The organism is Gemmatirosa kalamazoonensis (genome assembly GCF_000522985.1).
Classification (GTDB): Bacteria; Gemmatimonadota; Gemmatimonadetes; order Gemmatimonadales; family Gemmatimonadaceae; genus Gemmatirosa; species Gemmatirosa kalamazoonensis.
The window spans coordinates 369,472-384,495 of record NZ_CP007130.1 but is presented as its reverse complement, the minus strand read 5'-3'; the positions used below and the strand labels follow the sequence as shown (position 1 = coordinate 384,495).

13 protein-coding genes and 1 pseudogene are annotated in these 15,024 nt (G+C 73.9%); 6 read left to right on the top strand and 8 right to left on the bottom strand.

From position 1 onward, the window contains the following. The first annotated feature begins 17 nt into the window (after nucleotides 1-17). Nucleotides 18-704 carry a peptidylprolyl isomerase gene (locus J421_RS29445; protein ID WP_104023487.1) on the top strand — a complete coding sequence of 229 codons (687 nt, stop codon included), beginning with the start codon at nucleotides 18-20 and terminating at the stop codon, nucleotides 702-704. Between the two features lie 89 nt (nucleotides 705-793). Continuing rightward, nucleotides 794-3,295, top strand: coding sequence for an ABC transporter permease (locus tag J421_RS29440; RefSeq protein WP_025414716.1), 2,502 nt, complete (start codon nucleotides 794-796; stop codon nucleotides 3,293-3,295). A 7-nt stretch (nucleotides 3,296-3,302) separates the two neighbouring features. Here the strand turns inward: J421_RS29440 and J421_RS29435 are convergent, their stop codons facing one another. The 6 genes from J421_RS29435 to J421_RS29410 form a co-directional block, all read right to left on the bottom strand. Next, nucleotides 3,303-3,575: a hypothetical protein gene (locus J421_RS29435; protein ID WP_025414715.1), complete on the bottom strand. Its 273-nt coding sequence runs from the start codon at nucleotides 3,573-3,575 to the stop codon at nucleotides 3,303-3,305. Nucleotides 3,576-3,681: 106 nt separating this feature from the next. After that, nucleotides 3,682-4,968, bottom strand: a complete 1,287-nt coding sequence (locus J421_RS29430) for a hypothetical protein (RefSeq protein WP_025414714.1) — start codon at nucleotides 4,966-4,968, stop codon at nucleotides 3,682-3,684. Between the two features lie 64 nt (nucleotides 4,969-5,032). Further along, on the bottom strand, nucleotides 5,033-6,271 hold the full coding sequence (locus J421_RS29425) for a pepsin/retropepsin-like aspartic protease family protein (protein WP_025414713.1): 1,239 nt from the start codon (nucleotides 6,269-6,271) through the stop codon (nucleotides 5,033-5,035). A gap of 84 nt (nucleotides 6,272-6,355) precedes the next feature. Continuing rightward, on the bottom strand, nucleotides 6,356-6,862 hold the full coding sequence (locus J421_RS29420) for a YybH family protein (RefSeq protein ID WP_025414712.1): 507 nt from the start codon (nucleotides 6,860-6,862) through the stop codon (nucleotides 6,356-6,358). A 31-nt stretch (nucleotides 6,863-6,893) separates the two neighbouring features. Next, nucleotides 6,894-7,532 (bottom strand): zf-HC2 domain-containing protein, encoded by a 639-nt coding sequence (locus J421_RS29415; protein ID WP_025414711.1) that lies wholly within the window; start codon nucleotides 7,530-7,532, stop codon nucleotides 6,894-6,896. Continuing rightward, nucleotides 7,529-8,086: an RNA polymerase sigma factor gene (locus tag J421_RS29410; protein WP_158508981.1), complete on the bottom strand. Its 558-nt coding sequence runs from the start codon at nucleotides 8,084-8,086 to the stop codon at nucleotides 7,529-7,531. The genes J421_RS29415 and J421_RS29410 overlap by 4 nt, the downstream gene beginning before the upstream one ends. Before the next feature lie 135 nt (nucleotides 8,087-8,221). On the opposite strand from J421_RS29410, the gene J421_RS29405 reads away from it, so the two are divergent. The 4 genes and pseudogenes from J421_RS29405 to J421_RS34565 form a co-directional block, all read left to right on the top strand. Beyond that, nucleotides 8,222-9,760 carry a serine hydrolase domain-containing protein gene (locus J421_RS29405; RefSeq protein WP_025414709.1) on the top strand — a complete coding sequence of 513 codons (1,539 nt, stop codon included), beginning with the start codon at nucleotides 8,222-8,224 and terminating at the stop codon, nucleotides 9,758-9,760. Nucleotide 9,761: 1 nt separating this feature from the next. Continuing rightward, nucleotides 9,762-10,859 (top strand): zinc-binding dehydrogenase, encoded by a 1,098-nt coding sequence (locus J421_RS29400; RefSeq protein WP_312845261.1) that lies wholly within the window; start codon nucleotides 9,762-9,764, stop codon nucleotides 10,857-10,859. A gap of 107 nt (nucleotides 10,860-10,966) precedes the next feature. Beyond that, the gene (locus J421_RS29395; RefSeq protein WP_025414707.1) at nucleotides 10,967-11,461 is read left to right on the top strand and encodes a DUF1203 domain-containing protein; all 495 of its coding nucleotides are present in this window, start codon (nucleotides 10,967-10,969) and stop codon (nucleotides 11,459-11,461) included. Further along, nucleotides 11,458-12,198, top strand: a pseudogene (locus tag J421_RS34565) (alpha/beta hydrolase); the annotation flags it as partial. The gene J421_RS29395 and the pseudogene J421_RS34565, both read left to right, overlap by 4 nt. Nucleotides 12,199-12,723: 525 nt before the next feature. Here J421_RS34565 and J421_RS34215 read toward each other — a convergent pair. Then, the gene (locus J421_RS34215) at nucleotides 12,724-13,935 is read right to left on the bottom strand and encodes a serine hydrolase domain-containing protein (protein WP_025414703.1); all 1,212 of its coding nucleotides are present in this window, start codon (nucleotides 13,933-13,935) and stop codon (nucleotides 12,724-12,726) included. Between the two features lie 81 nt (nucleotides 13,936-14,016). Then, complete coding sequence (locus tag J421_RS29380) at nucleotides 14,017-14,979, bottom strand: GlxA family transcriptional regulator (protein WP_025414702.1); 963 nt, start codon at nucleotides 14,977-14,979, stop codon at nucleotides 14,017-14,019. Nucleotides 14,980-15,024 lie beyond the last annotated feature (45 nt).

Sequence of the window (15,024 nt, the reverse complement as noted above, 5' to 3'; positions counted from 1 at the left end):
CTGGTAAGTTCAGCCGCATGTCCCTCCGTCGCATGCTCCTGCTGGTCGGTCTCCTCGCGGCCGGCGCGCTCACCGCGCTCACCGCGCCCGCCGTGCCCGCGCAGACGCCCGCGCGCCGTCCGGCGGCCACACCGGCGCTGTACTGGCCGACCGACCCGTTCTGGGCGACGCGCGCCCCCGACACGGTCGTCGTCGACATCGAGACGACGCGCGGCCCCATCACCGTCGTGCTGCGGCGCGCGTGGGCGCCGCGCGGCGTCGATCGCGCGTACAACCTGGCGCGCGCCGGCTACTTCGACGACTCGCGCTTCTACCGCGTCGTCGACGGCTTCGTCGCGCAGTTCGGGCTCGCCGGCGATCCGACGATCGCCCGCCTGTGGAGCGAGCAGCCGCTGCCGCCGGACCCGCGGCGCACGTCGAACGTGCGCGGCACGGTCACCTTCGCGCAGTTCAAGCCCGACGACCGGACGACGAACCTGTTCATCAACCTGAGCGACAACCCGCGGCTCGACGCGCTCGGGTTCGCGCCGATCGGGCGCGTGATCAAGGGCATGGCGGTCGCCGACCGCCTCTACGCGGGCTACGGCGAGCGGCCGATGGCGGCGGCCAACACGGCGCGCCTGTACGGGCAGGCGAACGCGTTCCTGGACGCGAAGTACCCGAAGCTCGATCGCATCCGGAAGGTGACGGTCCGCGCGCGCTGACCGGCCGGCCGAGGAAACGCTGCCCCGCCGGCGACTGTCGAAACCCGCGACACGGCCGGCCCGTAGCGGGCTGGAACCCCGGGGGCCCCATGACCAATCTGACGCGCGCGTTCCGCACGCTGGCCAAGACGCCGTTCGTCACGGCCGTCGCCGTGCTGTCCCTCGCACTCGGCATCGGCGCGAACGCGGCGATCTTCTCGCTGTTCGACCAGATCCTCCTGCGGCCGCTGCCGGTGCGCGACCCGGAGCGGCTCGTGAACCTCGGGGCGCCGGGGCCGAAGTCCGGCTCGACGACGTGCAACGACGCGGGGAACTGCGAGCAGGTCTTCAGCTACCCGATGTTCCGCGACCTCCAGCGCGCGCAGACGTCGTTCACCGCGATCGCCGCGCACCGCGCCATCGGCGTGAACCTCGCCTACGACGGGCAGACGCTGAACGGCGAGGGCGCGCTCGTCTCGGGCTCGTACTTCCCGACGCTGGGCCTCACGCCCGCCCTCGGCCGCCTGCTCGGCCCCGCCGACGACGGGACCATCGGCGGCCACTTCGTCGCGGTCGTGAGCTACACGTACTGGGACACGAAGCTCGGCCACGACCCCGCGGTGCTCGACAAGACGCTCCTCGTGAACGGGCAGCCGATGACCATCGTCGGCGTCACCCCGCGCGGCTTCGACGGCACGACGCTCGGCCAGCGGCCGCAGGTGTTCGTGCCGATCACGATGTACAAGGCGCTCAACCCGCGGTTCGACGGGTACACCGACCGGCAGTACTACTGGGTCTACCTGTTCGCGCGCCTCCAGCCGGGCGTGACGCTCGCGCAGGCGAAGCGCGCCATCAACGCGGTGTACCATCCGATCATCACCGAGGTCGAGGCGCCGCTGCAGAAGGGGCAGAGCGATCAGACGATGGCGCGCTTCAAGGCGAAGGAGATCACCGTCGAGCCGGGACAGCGCGGCCAGAGCTCCATCCACCGCGAGGCGAAGACGCCGCTCACGCTGCTGTTCGCGATCACCGGCATCGTGCTGCTGATCGCGTGCGCGAACATCGCGAACCTGCTGCTGGCGCGCGGCGCGAACCGCGCGGGCGAGATGGCGGTGCGCCTGTCGTTAGGCGCGGGGCGCGGCCAGCTCGTGCGGCAGCTGCTCGTGGAGTCGGTGCTGCTCGCCGCCCTCGGCGGCGCGGTGAGCCTCGTCGTCGCGCTGTGGACGCAGAAGGGGATCAGCGCCCTGCTCAAGGCCGACGCGGCGGCCATCCTCCACCCGACCGTCGACCTGTCGGTCGTGCTGTTCGCGTTCGGCGTCGCGCTCGTCACGGGGATCGCGTTCGGCATGTTCCCGGCGCTGCACAGCACGCGGCCGGGGCTCATCGGCACCATCCGCTCGAGCGCCGGACAGGTCGCCGGCGGCGCGAAGTCCGCGGCGCGCTTCCGCACCTCGCTCGTCACGGCGCAGATCGCGCTGTCGATGACGCTGCTCACGTGCGCGGGGCTCTTCCTGCGGAGCCTCGTGAACGTCAGCCGCGAGGACCTCGGCATCAGGATCGAGCACGTCGTCACGTTCGGCATCTCGCCGGAGCGCAACGGCTACTCGAACGCGCGCTCGGCGGCGCTGTTCGAGCGCGTGGAGCAGGAGCTCGCGGCGGTGCCCGGCGTGAACGGGGTGACGGCGTCGCTCGTGCCGCTCCTCGCGAACAGCGACTGGGGCAGCAGCGTGTCGGTGGAGGGGTTCAAGCGCGGCCCGGACACCGACGCCGACGCGCAGTACAACGAGGTGGGGCCGGGCTACTTCCGCACGTTGGGCGTGCCGCTGCTCGCCGGCCGCGAGTTCACGAACGCCGACGTCGTCGGCTCGCCGAAGGTCGCGATCGTCAACGAGGCCTTCGTGAAGAAGTTCGGGCTCGGCCGCGACGCCGTGGGCAAGCACATCGGCACGGGCGGCCTCCAGGCGCAGCTCGACATCGAGATCGTCGGCGTGATGCAGGACTCGAAGTACGCGAAGGTGCGCGACCGGGTGCCGCCGGTGTTCTTCCGCCCGTACAAGCAGGACAGCACGACCGGCGCGGCGAACTTCTACGTCCGCTCGGCGCTCGCGCCGGAGCAGCTGCTGCGCACCATCCCGGTCGTCATGAAGCGCATCGATCCGACGCTGCCGCTCGAGGACCTGAAGACGATGCCGCAGCAGGTGAAGGACAACACGTTCCTCGACCGCATGATCAGCGTGCTCTCGGCGTCGTTCGCCGTGCTCGCGACGCTGCTCGCGGCGGTGGGGCTCTACGGCGTGCTCGCGTACACCGTCGCGCAGCGTACGCGCGAGATCGGCGTGCGCATGGCGTTAGGCGCGGACGCGCGGCAGGTGCGCGGCCTCGTGCTGCGCCAGGTCGCGACGATGACCGCCATCGGCGGCGCGATCGGCGTCGCGGCGGCGATCGGACTCGGCCAGGCGGCGAAGTCGCTCCTGTTCGGCCTCGCCGGGTGGGACCCGCTCGCCATCGGCCTCGCGGCGCTGCTGCTCGCGGTCGTCGCGCGCGGCGCCGGCTACGTCCCCGCGCTGCGCGCGTCGAAGGTCGAGCCGATCCGCGCGCTGCGGTACGAGTGAAGGCCGCTCAGCGCAGGAACCGCCGCGCGAGCGTCTCGAGGCGGTCGTCGCGGGCGCGCTCGGCCTCGGCGAGGATCGCCTCGACGTGCGGGCGCAGCGCGGGCTCGCCCCAGTAGTAGCCGGTCGCGCGCTCGGCGAGCTGCGTCTCGCCGACGCGCGCGGCCTCGAGCAGCGCGCGCGCCGCGACCCGGTCGAACTCGGGGTCGTCGCGTGGCGGCAGCCCGTAATCGCGGAACGGCATCTCGCCTTCGGCATCGTCCCGCAGGAATGCGCGCGACATCACATCCTCCCTCGTCAGGCAGTGGTCAGGCAGTCGGCCCGACACAGTAGCACGTCCGGTTCCACAGTCGCGCGCGGGGCCGTGGAACGCCAGGAGGCGGACGTCGCTACGGGACGTAGGGTGTGTAGCGATCGTAGGCCCCGGTGCGGGCGTCGTACTCGTATCGGCCCGACGGGGCCAGGTTGCGAGCGATCTGCGTCATCGTCGCGCGGTTGCTCTCGATCATCGAGCGCCACGTCTGGATGTACATGTTCTGCATCACCGCGCGATAGCGGAACGTCTCCAGCGTGAGCGCCTCGAGCGACAGGTACCAGCCGCGGGCGTTCGCGTCGGGCGACTGGTGCAGCCGCTCGAGGTACGCGCCCGTGTGCTCGTTCTTGTAGATCACGTCCTGCCGCTGCGCATCCGTCAGCCCGGGGAAGACCTGGAGCCACCACCCGAGGTCGGCGAGCAGCGCCTGGCGCGCCGCCGCGTCCCCCGACTTCCAGTCGGCGACGACGAGCTGCTGCAGCTGCTGCCGCTGCTGTGCGCCGAGCCCCGTGAGCTGCAGCCGCCGGCGCCATTCGACGAACGCGCAGTACTGCGTCACCATGTCCTGGGTGAGCGGCACGGCGCCGGCCACCAGGACGGGGTTCATGTCGCCGCCGGGACGATGGGCGGCCTCGTAGCGCGCGAGACGCCACCGATCGAAGGGATCCCCAGGGGTCTGCCGGATCTCCGCGAGGACGTTCGTCCGCGCCTGCACGCGAAGCACCGTGCGCTCGACCGGGCCGAGGCTGGTCATCGTCGTCCACCAGCCCGGGATGAACGTCACCCAGTTCTGCTTCCACGCGGCGTCGCGCTGCCCCCACATCGACACCTCGAGCTGCTGCAGCTCCCACCGCTCCCGGTCGCTGAAGCGCACGTCGAGCACCCACTCCCAGTAGTCGGCCATCCGATCGGCGAGCGCCTGCGTGAGCGGCGGGCTGCCGCCGGCGAGCACCCGGTGCCCCTCGGCGTAGCGCGCGAGCAGCCAGCGGTCCGCGTCGTCGCCGCGCGCGCCCGCGCGGAGTCGCGCGAGCAACGAGTCCTGCACGCGCGGCTGGATCGCGCCGCGCTCGGTGACGCGCATGCGCGCGACGTCTCCCCACCGCGCGCCGGTCGCGACGATCTCCGCCCTCGCGGCGCCGCCCGGCTGCTTCCAGCGGTCGACGAGCAGCCGCTCGAACTCGTGGTACTGCGGCTCGTTCAGTCGAACGTCGAGCGCCCACTCGTAGAGCTGCGCGGCGGTCCCCACCGCCGCCTCGGTCAGCGGTGGGTTGCCGGGCACCAGCACTCGATCCTGCGCGAACAGCGGCCCGGCGATGGCCGGGAGCAGAACGGCGACGCAACGAAGGCCAAGCAGCGCGCGCATCGGAGCTCCTGTCGTGGAAGGGTGCACTCCACGCGACACGAGGCGATGGGCGCGCGTTTCTCACTCAGCGGCGCTTGACGACCCGGAGCGAGCCGCCGCGGCCGGACGGGTCGCCCCACGTGCCGGTGCCGGCGAGGCCGTCGAACGTGATGCGCGCCGGCGTCGGGTCGCGCAGCGGCAGCAGGTAGTGCAGCTCGGTCCCCTGCATCGTCACGTCGCGCAGCGGCAGCGCGGCCTCCTCGCCCACGCCGCGCACGGTGCCGCGCAGCACTCCGCCGTCGCGGACGATGGTGACGATGCCGTGCTGCGTGCGGCCGCCGACGTTCGCCCACGTCTCGTAGGTGCCCACCGGGTCCACGGTCGGCGGCGTCGGGGCGGGCGCGCTCGCCGTCGGCAGCGTGGCGATCGGCGCGACCGGCCCGACCCACGCGCGGCCGTGCGCGAGGTCGACCGTCCACACCGCGCGCTCGAGGAATCCCGCGCTCAGGACGCCGTCGTAGATGATGTCCTTCACGACGACCGGCGTCGTCACGGTGTCGTTAGGCAGCAGCGGCAGCGCCGCGTCGGCGCGCGTCACGGAGTCGGGGATGCCGAGCAGCCGCGCGGCATGCGGTGCGACGAACGTGGTCGCCTGATGCCCGGAGTCCCACTCGAGCCACAGCGGCACGTCGCCGACGCGGACGCCGACGAACAGATCGAGGTCGGCGCCGCTCATGCCCGTGGCGAGGCGCGCGGGCAGCTCGCGCATCGCGCGCGTGCGCCGGGCGAGGCTCTCCGGCGTCTCGACGACGAGCTGGTCGTGCGCGAGGTCGAGCGTGACCGCGCGCCCGGCGAACGCCCGCAGCGACACGACGCCGTGCACGGTCGGCGACGGCATGTCGAGCAGCGCGGCCATGTCGACCACGCCGGCGGTGGCCTCGACGGGGATGCTCGCCACGTCGAGCCGCACGCCGGCGCACGTCTCGCCGCCGACCTTCTCGCCGGTCATGCGGAAGCCGACGGTGTGGCCGCCCGGCCGGCATCCGGCGCGCGTGGCGAGGTCGCGCGCGAGCAGCGTGGTGCCGTTCCCCGTGTCGAACAGGAAGTCGAGCGTGTCGTCGCCCACGCGCACCCGCACCGTGCGGAGATGCCCGCCGCCGAGGTGGTGGAGCGGGATGACGACGGGATCGTGCGGCGCACGCGGCGCACGCGGCGCGCGCGGCGCGCGCGGCGCAATCGCGGCCGTCGCGTGACCGGCGTGCGCCGCCAGCGGCGTCGCGAGCAGCAGCGCGGTGGCCGTCCAGGTCAGCAGCGTCTTCGACATGGGCTCTCGGTTGATGGGATGTGGGAATCGCACCCTCCGACACCGAACGCGCGGCGACGGTTTGCAGCGCATGGCGCCTAACGGCTACCAGGCGAGGTTGCGGGCGATGCGCCAGTGCCCGTCGGCGCCGCGCTGCCACACGGTGAGGTACGCGCCGCCGCCCCGCGTGGGCGGCGCACCCGGCGTCGCCGCAGCCATCGCGAGCCACGCGTGCCCCCACTCGTAGAGACGGTCCGCGCTCGCGACCGTCAGCCCATCCTGCACCACCCCACCGTCGACGATCTCGCGCAGGCGCGGGAAGGTGGCCGCGTACATCCGCGCCACCGCGTCGCGCCCGCGCGTGACGCTGCCGTCGGCGGCGATGAACAGGCCGCTGTCGGCGTAGGCGGCCACGATCCTCGCCGCGTCGCGCTGCCGGAGCCCGGGGATCCACGCGGCGTTCGCGGCGTCGATGTCCGCCCGCGCGCTCGCGATCACGGCGGCCGTGTCGAGCGCGCCCGCGGGCGAAGGTTGCACGTGCGGCTGCGCGTGCGCACGGCCCGCGGCAACCAAGACGGCCAGCAACGCGAGCGCGAATCGATGAGTCGACATGTTCGATGTCCGTGGTGTGGGCGACGTCGGATCAGGGCGGCACGGGCGGCCGCGGCGGCCGCGGCCCCCTGCCTAACACGGCGCGGATCTCGCGCAGCACGCGCTCGCGCTCCGCGAGCGACTGGTAGAACGCCTCGTCGGTCGACGCGTGACGGAGCGCGGCGTCGGTCGCGGCGAGGCGAGCGCGCAGCGTGGCGACCCGCGGCCGCGGGATGGGGCCGCCGTCGTGGTCGTACGCCGCGAGGGCGCGGTCGAGCGTGGCGTCCTCGTCGAGGAACGGCACGACGGGTGGCGCCTCGGCGCCCCTCGCCATCACGTGCGCCACGCGCGTCACGACCCATGCCGTCGTCACGCAAGACAGCGCGACGAGGACGACGGCGAACGTCACGAGCGGGCGACGCAACGAGCGCAGCACCAGCTGCCGCGTCCGATGCTGCGCCGCCGTGGACGCGACGACGAGCGGCCACAGCTCCGCCGGCGGCTCCACGGGGCGGCGCGCCGCCGCGGAGAGCGCGAGCAGCGCGCGCAGCTCCTCGAGACGCGCGGCGCAGCTCGCGCACTCCGCGAGATGCGCGCGTGCCGCGTCGCTCGCCGGCTCGTCGAGCAGGCCGTCGACGAGATCGTCGAGCCGCTCGTCGGCGAGGTGCGGCGAGGCTGTGGAGGCCGTCATGCGCGCAGCGCCTCGCGCATCAGCTGCCGCGCGCGATGCAGCTGCGCGCGCACCGTGCCCGCCGCGACGCCCATCATCGCCGCGATCTCGTCGTGCGCGTAGCCCTCCACGTCGTGCAGCACGTAGACCATCCGCGCCCGCTCGGGCAGGCGGCGCATCGCGGCGTCGAGATCCATCCGCCGCACCGCCGCCGGCGTGTGCGCGCTCACCGGCGCGAGCGGCGCGAGATCCTCCACCGGCTCGACGCGCGCCCACCGCCGCCGCTCGCCGCGCCGCGCGTTGAGCACGACGTTCGTCGCGAGGCGCGCGAGCCACGCGCCGGCCTCGGTCTCGTCGCGCAGCAGGTCGAGCTTCTCCCATGCGCGCACGAACACGTCCTGCGCCAGCTCCGTCGCGCGCACGCGGTCGCCGCTCATGCGCAGGCAGACGCCGAACACGCGCGCGGCGTGCGCGCGATACAGTCGCTCGAGCCGCGCGGAGCGGTCCGTGGCGACGTGGCTGCCGGTGATGGCGACGACGGCGTCGGAGAGCGCGGGGGGGTCGGCGTGAGACACGGCGGTCACGCTGCGGCGTACGCGAAGCGGTCGGCCACGGTTTCTGAAGATGCCGTTCAAGCAGAACCGCGCCGGCCGGTGTTGTGAGAGTGACGGCTCGATCTCACACACCATCGGACCACGGAACCATAGCCCATGCGACGCCTCCTCGCCGCGATGATCTTCCTCATGCTGGTCGCCGCCCGCGCGCCGCTCGTGGCGCAGGCGACCGGTCCCGCGGACGCGCCCACGCCCGCGCCGCCCACGTTCCCCGACACGCCCCTCGGCCGGCTCGGGCGCGAGCTCATCGAGCTGGTGAATCGGGGCGACTCGACCGCGATCGACGCGTTCTTCGCGCGCGGCGGCGTCACGCAGCTCGACCGCGGGCGCACGCCGGCGTGGTTCGCGCGCACGCTCATGAAGGTGCACGCGGAGAGCGATGGGCTCGACGTGATGCGGGCGCACGCGATGCCCGACGACCGCACGCTGCGCATCCTCACCCGCGCGCACCGCGGCGAGCGGTGGCTCGGCATCGAGCTCGTGACGGCGACGCCGGCGGCCGACCGCATCGAGAGCGCGATGACGATCGCCCTCGACGACCCGACGAAGCCGCCCGCGCCGTGGCCGACGGGGCTCACGACGCTCGCCGAGCTCTCCGGCGCGATCCGCGACCGCGTGCGGCAGGCCGCCGCGGCCGACCGCTTCTCGGGCGTCGTGCTCGTCGCGAAGGGGGACAGCGTCGTCGTGCACGAGGCGGTCGGCATGGCGGACCGCGAGCACGCGGTGCCTAACACGCGCGACACGCGCTTCGGCACGACGTCGGTCGGCAAGATGTTCACCGGCGTCGCCGTCGCGCAGCTCGTGGAGCAGGGGAAGCTGCGCTTCGACGACACGCTCGCGAACGTGCTCCCCGAGTACCCGAACCGCGACGCGGCGCGCCGCATCGTCGTGCGCGACCTGCTCACGCACACCGCCGGCGTCCCCGACGTGTTCCTCGCGCCGCGCTTCACCGCGCGCCACGACTTCCGGACCCACGCCGAGATGCTGCCGACGTTCGCCGACGCGCCGCTGGCGTTCGCGCCCGGCACGCGCTTCGAGTACAGCAACGGCGGCTACGCGGTGCTCGGCGCGATCGTCGAGCGGCTGAGCGGGCAGCGTTACGAGGACTACCTGCGCGACCACGTGTGGGCGCCCGCCGGGATGCGCCGCACCGACCACGCGGGCGTCGGCCGCGGCCCGGGGCGCGCGATCGGCTACGCGCGCTTCAGCGAGACGGATCCACTCGGCGTCGAGCCGCGGCGCCCGAACGTCGGCGTGTTCGGCGACGTCGGGCACGGTCCCATGCTCGCCGCGTTCGGCGGGGGCAGCTACACGGCCGAGGATCTGTTCCGGTTCACGCGGGCGCTGCGGACCGGGAAGCTGCTGCGTCCCGAGACCACGGCGCTCGTCACGAAGGGCGTCGCTCCGTTAGGCGACGGCGGGCCGGCGCGCTACGCGTACGGCTTCTTCGACGTCGACCGCGGCGGTCAGCGCGTCGTCGGCCACTCCGGGAGTAACCCCGACACGGGGCTCGACGCCGACGTCGAGATGCTGTGGGACGGCGACTGGACGGTCGTCGTGCTGTCGAACTACGACGCGCCGGCGGGGATGGAGCTGTCGGGCGCGATCCAGCGGCTGCTGGCGGGGAGGAAGTGACGTGCGCGCCGTCTCGTCCGGCCGCATGTCGGCGTGGACGCTCCGCGAGTTCGGCGCGCCGGAGCGATTCGAGCGCACCGACGCGCCGCTGCCCACGGTGCGCCGCGGCCACGTGCTGATCCGCGTGGCAGCGACGAGCGTGAACCCCGCGGACCTCGAGATCCGCGACGGCCGCGCCGCGGTGCTCGCCCCTCCCGCGCCGATGGTGCTGCACATGGACGTCGCCGGCACGGTGGTGGCCGCGGCCGACGACGTGGTGAACGTCGACGTCGGCGACGAGGTGTATGGCTGCGCGGGCGGCCTGCGCGACGCGCCCGGCGCGCTCGCCGACTACATGCTCGCCGACGCGCGGCTCGTCGCGCGCAAGCCGGACTCGCTGTCGCTCGGCGAGGCCGCGGCGCTGCCGCTCGCCGGGCTCACGGCGTGGGACGCATTGCGACGCAAGGCGCGCGTGCGACGCGGCGACCGGGTGCTCGTGCACGGCGCGACCGGCGGCGTCGGACACCTCGCGGTGCAGCTCGCGGCGCTCGACGGCGCGGAGGTCACCGCCACGGCGTCGTCCGACGCGAAGCTGCGCGTCGCGCGGGAGCTCGGCGCCACGCACGTGGTGAACCATCGCGACGAGCCGACCGCGCGCTACGTCGCGCGGTACACCGACGGGCGCGGCTTCGATCTCGTCGTCGACGCGTCGGGCGGCGCGGCGCTCGCCGAATCGCTCGCCGCCGCGCGGCCTAACGGAACGGTGGTCACCGTCGCGACCCGCGGCGCCGTGGACCTCGGGCCGATGCTGCGCAAGGGACTGTCGCTGCACGCCGTGTCCACGCTCCTGCCGCTCCTCACGGGCGAGGGGCGCGAGCGGCACGGTGCGATGCTGCGCGAGCTCGCGGCGACGGTCGATGCCGGCTGCCTGTGCCCGCTGCTGGACGAGGCGCGCTTCACGTTCGACGACGTCGCCGCCGCACACCGGCGCGCGGCGAGCGCGGAGCGGATCGGCAAGGTGGTGCTGGCGCATCCCGAGCACGCCCGCGTCGACTTCGTCACGCCGGCGGCAGCGGCCCGCTCGGGGGCGATCCGGCAGCTGCTCGCGGGAAGCCGGTAGCGCGTGACGCTACGCGAACTTCGCGCGCAAGGCGCGGGAAGCGCGGCTTCACGCCGCGGCGCACCGTGCAGGCCCGACACACGCCACCGGAAACCGAGGACCTCCACGTGCCGTTTCAGATCCGTGCCCTCCCATTCGAGCCGTTCGCCCCACTGTTCGCCCTCTCGGACGAGGAGCTTCGCGCGCGTCGCGCCGTGCGCCGCGTCGTCGATCGAACGCCCGGGTTTCCCTGCCGCGTGAGTCTGCGCGACGCCGAGCCAGGGGAGACCGTGCTGCTCGTGCACTACGAGCATCAGCCGGCCGATAGCCCGTACCGCGCGGGCCACGCGATCTACGTGCGCGCCGGCGCCGCGGAAGCGAGGCCCGCCGTCGGCGAGGTGCCGGACGTGCTGCGGCGCCGCCTGCTGTCGGTGCGCGCGTTCGACGACACGGCGATGATGCTCGGCGCCGAGGTCGTCGACGGCAACGATCTCGCGCCCCTCATCGACCGGTTCTTCGACGATCCGCGCGTCGCGTACCTGCACCTCCACAACGCGAAGCCGGGCTGCTACGCGGCGCGCGTCGACCGGCTCCAGCCTCCTTCGCCAGGGGACACGACATGATTCGCTCATCGCGCAGGCTCGTCTGCCTAACGGCTCTCTCCGTCGCGAGCGCGTCGGCGCAGCCGGCGCCGGCGGCGCTGTTCGCGTACGACCGGAGCGCGCCGCTCGACCTCCGCGACTCGGTGGCGCGCACCACCGACTCGCTCGTGATCCATCGCGTGAGCTTCGCGAGCCCGAAGGGTGGGCGCGCGACCGGGTGGCTGTACGTGCCGACGCTGGCCGCGCGCGGCGCCGGCGGGCGCTACGCGGGCGTCGTCGTGCTGCACGGCGCGCCCGGCGACGCGGCGGGGATGGGTTTCGTCTCCGAGCCCGTCGCGCGCACCGGTGCCGTCGTGCTCACGATCGACGCGCCGTTCGCGCGCCGCGATCCCGGCCGCCCGCTCAGCTTCACGCCGCAGGACAGCGCCGACGTGGTGCAGTACGTCGTCGACCTCCAGCGCGCGGTCGACGTGCTCGCCGCGCGTCCCGACGTCGACCCGGCGCGCCTGGGCGCGGTGGGCATCAGCTATGGCGGCACCATGGGCGCGCTGCTCGCCGGCGTGGAGCGGCGCCTCACGGCGTACGTCCTCGCCGTGGCCGACGGCGGGCCCGCGGAGCACTTCACCGATCTCGCGGGACGCCGCCGCCCCGCGCCGCCCGGGATGTCGGAGGCACAGTGGCGCGCGTGGAACGACGCGATGGCGCCGGTCGCGGCGCTCCGGTTCGTCGGACGCGCGGCGCCGGCGCGGCTGCTGTTCCTCTGGGGCCGGGAGGACACGTTCGTGCCGCCGGAGCACGCGCTCGCGCTCTGGCGCGCGGCGCCGGCCGCGACGCGCGATTCGATCTGGTACGCGGCCGGGCATGCGCTCCCGCCGGCGTCGGGCGAGGACCACCAGCAGTGGCTCGCCGAGCGGCTCGGCACCGCGCCGCCGCCGCTGTTCACGGGGGCGACCGCGGCGTACGTGGGCACCTACTCCGGCTGGGGCCCGATGGGGCGCGCGCCGCTCGACGTGCGCGTGCTCGCAGACGCGCGCGGGCGGCTCGCCATGCGCGGGCCGCTCACCGGGCCGGACGACCCCGAGGGCCGCCTGACGTACGTGGGCCGCACCGCGGACGGCGACGTGTTCCGCTTCTGGGACAAGCGGCTGACGTTCGTGCGCACCGGCTCGCGGGTCACCGCGCTGCACGTCGACGCGCGGATGGACACGACACCGGTGCACATCGTGCTGACGCGGCAGACGGACGCCGCGCCTGGCGCCATGCCTAACGCCATGCCTGACGCATCACCAACCGATGCGCGCGTCGCTCCGCATCCGATCGGGCATCGGCGCGGGCGCGCCGTCGACGACGGCCAGCGCGGCGAGATCGGCGACGTCGGCGCGCACGTCGTGCAGCACCGCCACCGGCGCGACACCGCCACCGGGCCGGCCCGCGATCCAGTTCGTCAGCACGATCACGAACAGGTCGCGCTCCGGGTCGACCCACAGCGACGTGCCGGTGAAGCCGGTGTGCCCGAACGCGGTCCGTGACAGGCGCTGGCCGCAGCTCCCGCCGCCGGCGCACGTCTCCCAACCGAGCGCCTGCCGATCCTCGGCGCCGCGCCGCGTGAACGCCGCGACGGTGCTGTCGCGCACGAGGCGGACGCCGTGTCGGCTGCCGCGGTCGAGCATGAACTGCGCGAAGATCGCGAGGTCGCCCGCGGTGCCGAACAGCCCCGCGTGGCCGGCGACGCCGCCGAGCGCGTGCGACGCGCGGTCGTGCACCTCGCCGCGCGGGACGCCGGGCTCGGTCGCGGCGATGCGCGGCGCGAGCGCGCGCGCCGGTCGGAACGTCGTGGACTGCATGCCGAGCCGCGCGTAGACGGCGTGCTGCACGAACCGATCGAGCGGCTCGCCGGTGATGCGCTCGATGACGAAGCCGAGCACGATCGGGCCGAGGTCGGAGTACTCGTAGCGCTCGCCCGGCGCGGCCTCCAGCGCGGTGCCTAACACGAGCCGCCGCGACTCGGCGGCGCTCGACGCGAGCGTGCGGCCGGCGGGCAGCCCGGAGCGATGGCGAAGCAGGTGGCGGATCGTCACGCGGCCCTTCGCGCCGGCGCGAAACTCCGGCAGGTAGCGGCCGACCGGGTCGTCGAGCCCGAGCCGTCCCTCGTCGACGAGCACCATCGCCGCGGCGCTCGTCGCGACGACCTTCGTGAGCGACGCGAGATCGAACAGCGTGCGCTCCGGGTCGACCGCCGCGCTCGAGCCGCCGCCGAGCGCGCCGTAGCCGCGCTCCCACACGATGGCGCCGTGGCGGCCGACGACGACCGCGGCGCCCGGAAATCCGCCGGCGTCGATCGCGCGCTGCACGACGCGATCGATCACCGCGAGCCGGTCCGCCGACATCCCGACGTCGGCGGGCGCGGCGTGCGGGAGCAGCTCGTCTCCCGCGCGGGTCGGGAGCAGGGAGGTCGCCAGGAGGACGGCGGCGGCGATGGCGAACGACGGGAGCACGGCACGGCGGCGGCGGGAGACGCGGGGCGATCCGTGGCGAGGACGATCGGCCGCCACGAACGGCACGACGCGTCACCGGTCTCACTGGTCCAGCCGCCGCAGCTCCTTGATCCCCTTGCCGAGCCGGCGACGCAGCAGCGTGCGCAGCGTGACGCCGTCGGCGTATCCGACTTGCGACGCGATGCTCTCGACGCTGCGGTCGGTCGTGCGGAGCAGATGGACGGCGCGCTCGACGCGGACGTCCTGGAAGTACGAGATCGGCGATCGTCCGAGGACCTGCTGGATCCGACGTCCCAGCGTTCGCTTGCTGGCGCCGACCGACTTCGCCGCCTCGTCGAGCGAGAACCCCTTCGCGAGCCGGCCGCGGGCCCATCGCTCGAACCGCTCGACGAGTGGATCGGCGTGCACGAGATGGTCGGTGAGGACGTACGCCGCCTGCGACGGCCGGGAATCGACGACGAGGTACTTCGCGGTGAGGGTGGCCAGCTCGGGGCTCCGCTGTCGGATCAGCCACAGCGCCAGGTCCATGTGGCTGAGCGCGGCGCCGGCCGTGACGACGCGATCCGAGCGGACGATCATCCGCGTCTCGTCGAGCCGCACGGCGGGGTAGCGCTGCCGGAAGAACGGCGCCAGCCACCACGTGGTGGTCGCGTCGTGGTCGTCGAGCAGTCCCGCCTCCGCCATGACGAACGTGCCGATGCACGCGGCGGCCATCGTCGCTCCGCCGCGCGCCCATCGCTGCAGCTGCCGCGTCGCGTCGCGGATCTCCGACCGCAGCAGCGCGGCGCCGAGCGCCTCCGGCATCTTGAAGCCGATCGCCGGCACGATGGCGCAGTCGGGGGTCTTGCGTCGCACGGCCTGCACGGGGACGGTGAGTCCCTGCGCCGACTTCACCGATCGGCGAACGCCGACGATGGTGACGTCGAAGCGCAGCGACGTCAGGCCGGTCGCCTCGGCCAGCTCGTTCGCGGTGGCGAACGCGTCGATGATCGTCGACAGCCCGGTGTCGAACACGTCGTTGAGGGCGAGGATCGCGATGTCCATGGCGTAAATGGTACCATAGATGTCGTTTCCGACAATAGGCCCGGA

Coding starts and splice junctions, on each gene's coding strand:
- J421_RS29445 (WP_104023487.1), top strand. CDS start 18: ATGTCCCTCCGTCGCATGCTCCTGCTGGTCGGTCTCCTCGCGGCCGGC.
- J421_RS29440 (WP_025414716.1), top strand. CDS start 794: ATGACCAATCTGACGCGCGCGTTCCGCACGCTGGCCAAGACGCCGTTC.
- J421_RS29435 (WP_025414715.1), bottom strand. CDS start 3,575: ATGTCGCGCGCATTCCTGCGGGACGATGCCGAAGGCGAGATGCCGTTC.
- J421_RS29430 (WP_025414714.1), bottom strand. CDS start 4,968: ATGCGCGCGCTGCTTGGCCTTCGTTGCGTCGCCGTTCTGCTCCCGGCC.
- J421_RS29425 (WP_025414713.1), bottom strand. CDS start 6,271: ATGTCGAAGACGCTGCTGACCTGGACGGCCACCGCGCTGCTGCTCGCG.
- J421_RS29420 (WP_025414712.1), bottom strand. CDS start 6,862: ATGTCGACTCATCGATTCGCGCTCGCGTTGCTGGCCGTCTTGGTTGCC.
- J421_RS29415 (WP_025414711.1), bottom strand. CDS start 7,532: ATGACGGCCTCCACAGCCTCGCCGCACCTCGCCGACGAGCGGCTCGAC.
- J421_RS29405 (WP_025414709.1), top strand. CDS start 8,222: ATGCGACGCCTCCTCGCCGCGATGATCTTCCTCATGCTGGTCGCCGCC.
- J421_RS29380 (WP_025414702.1), bottom strand. CDS start 14,979: ATGGACATCGCGATCCTCGCCCTCAACGACGTGTTCGACACCGGGCTG.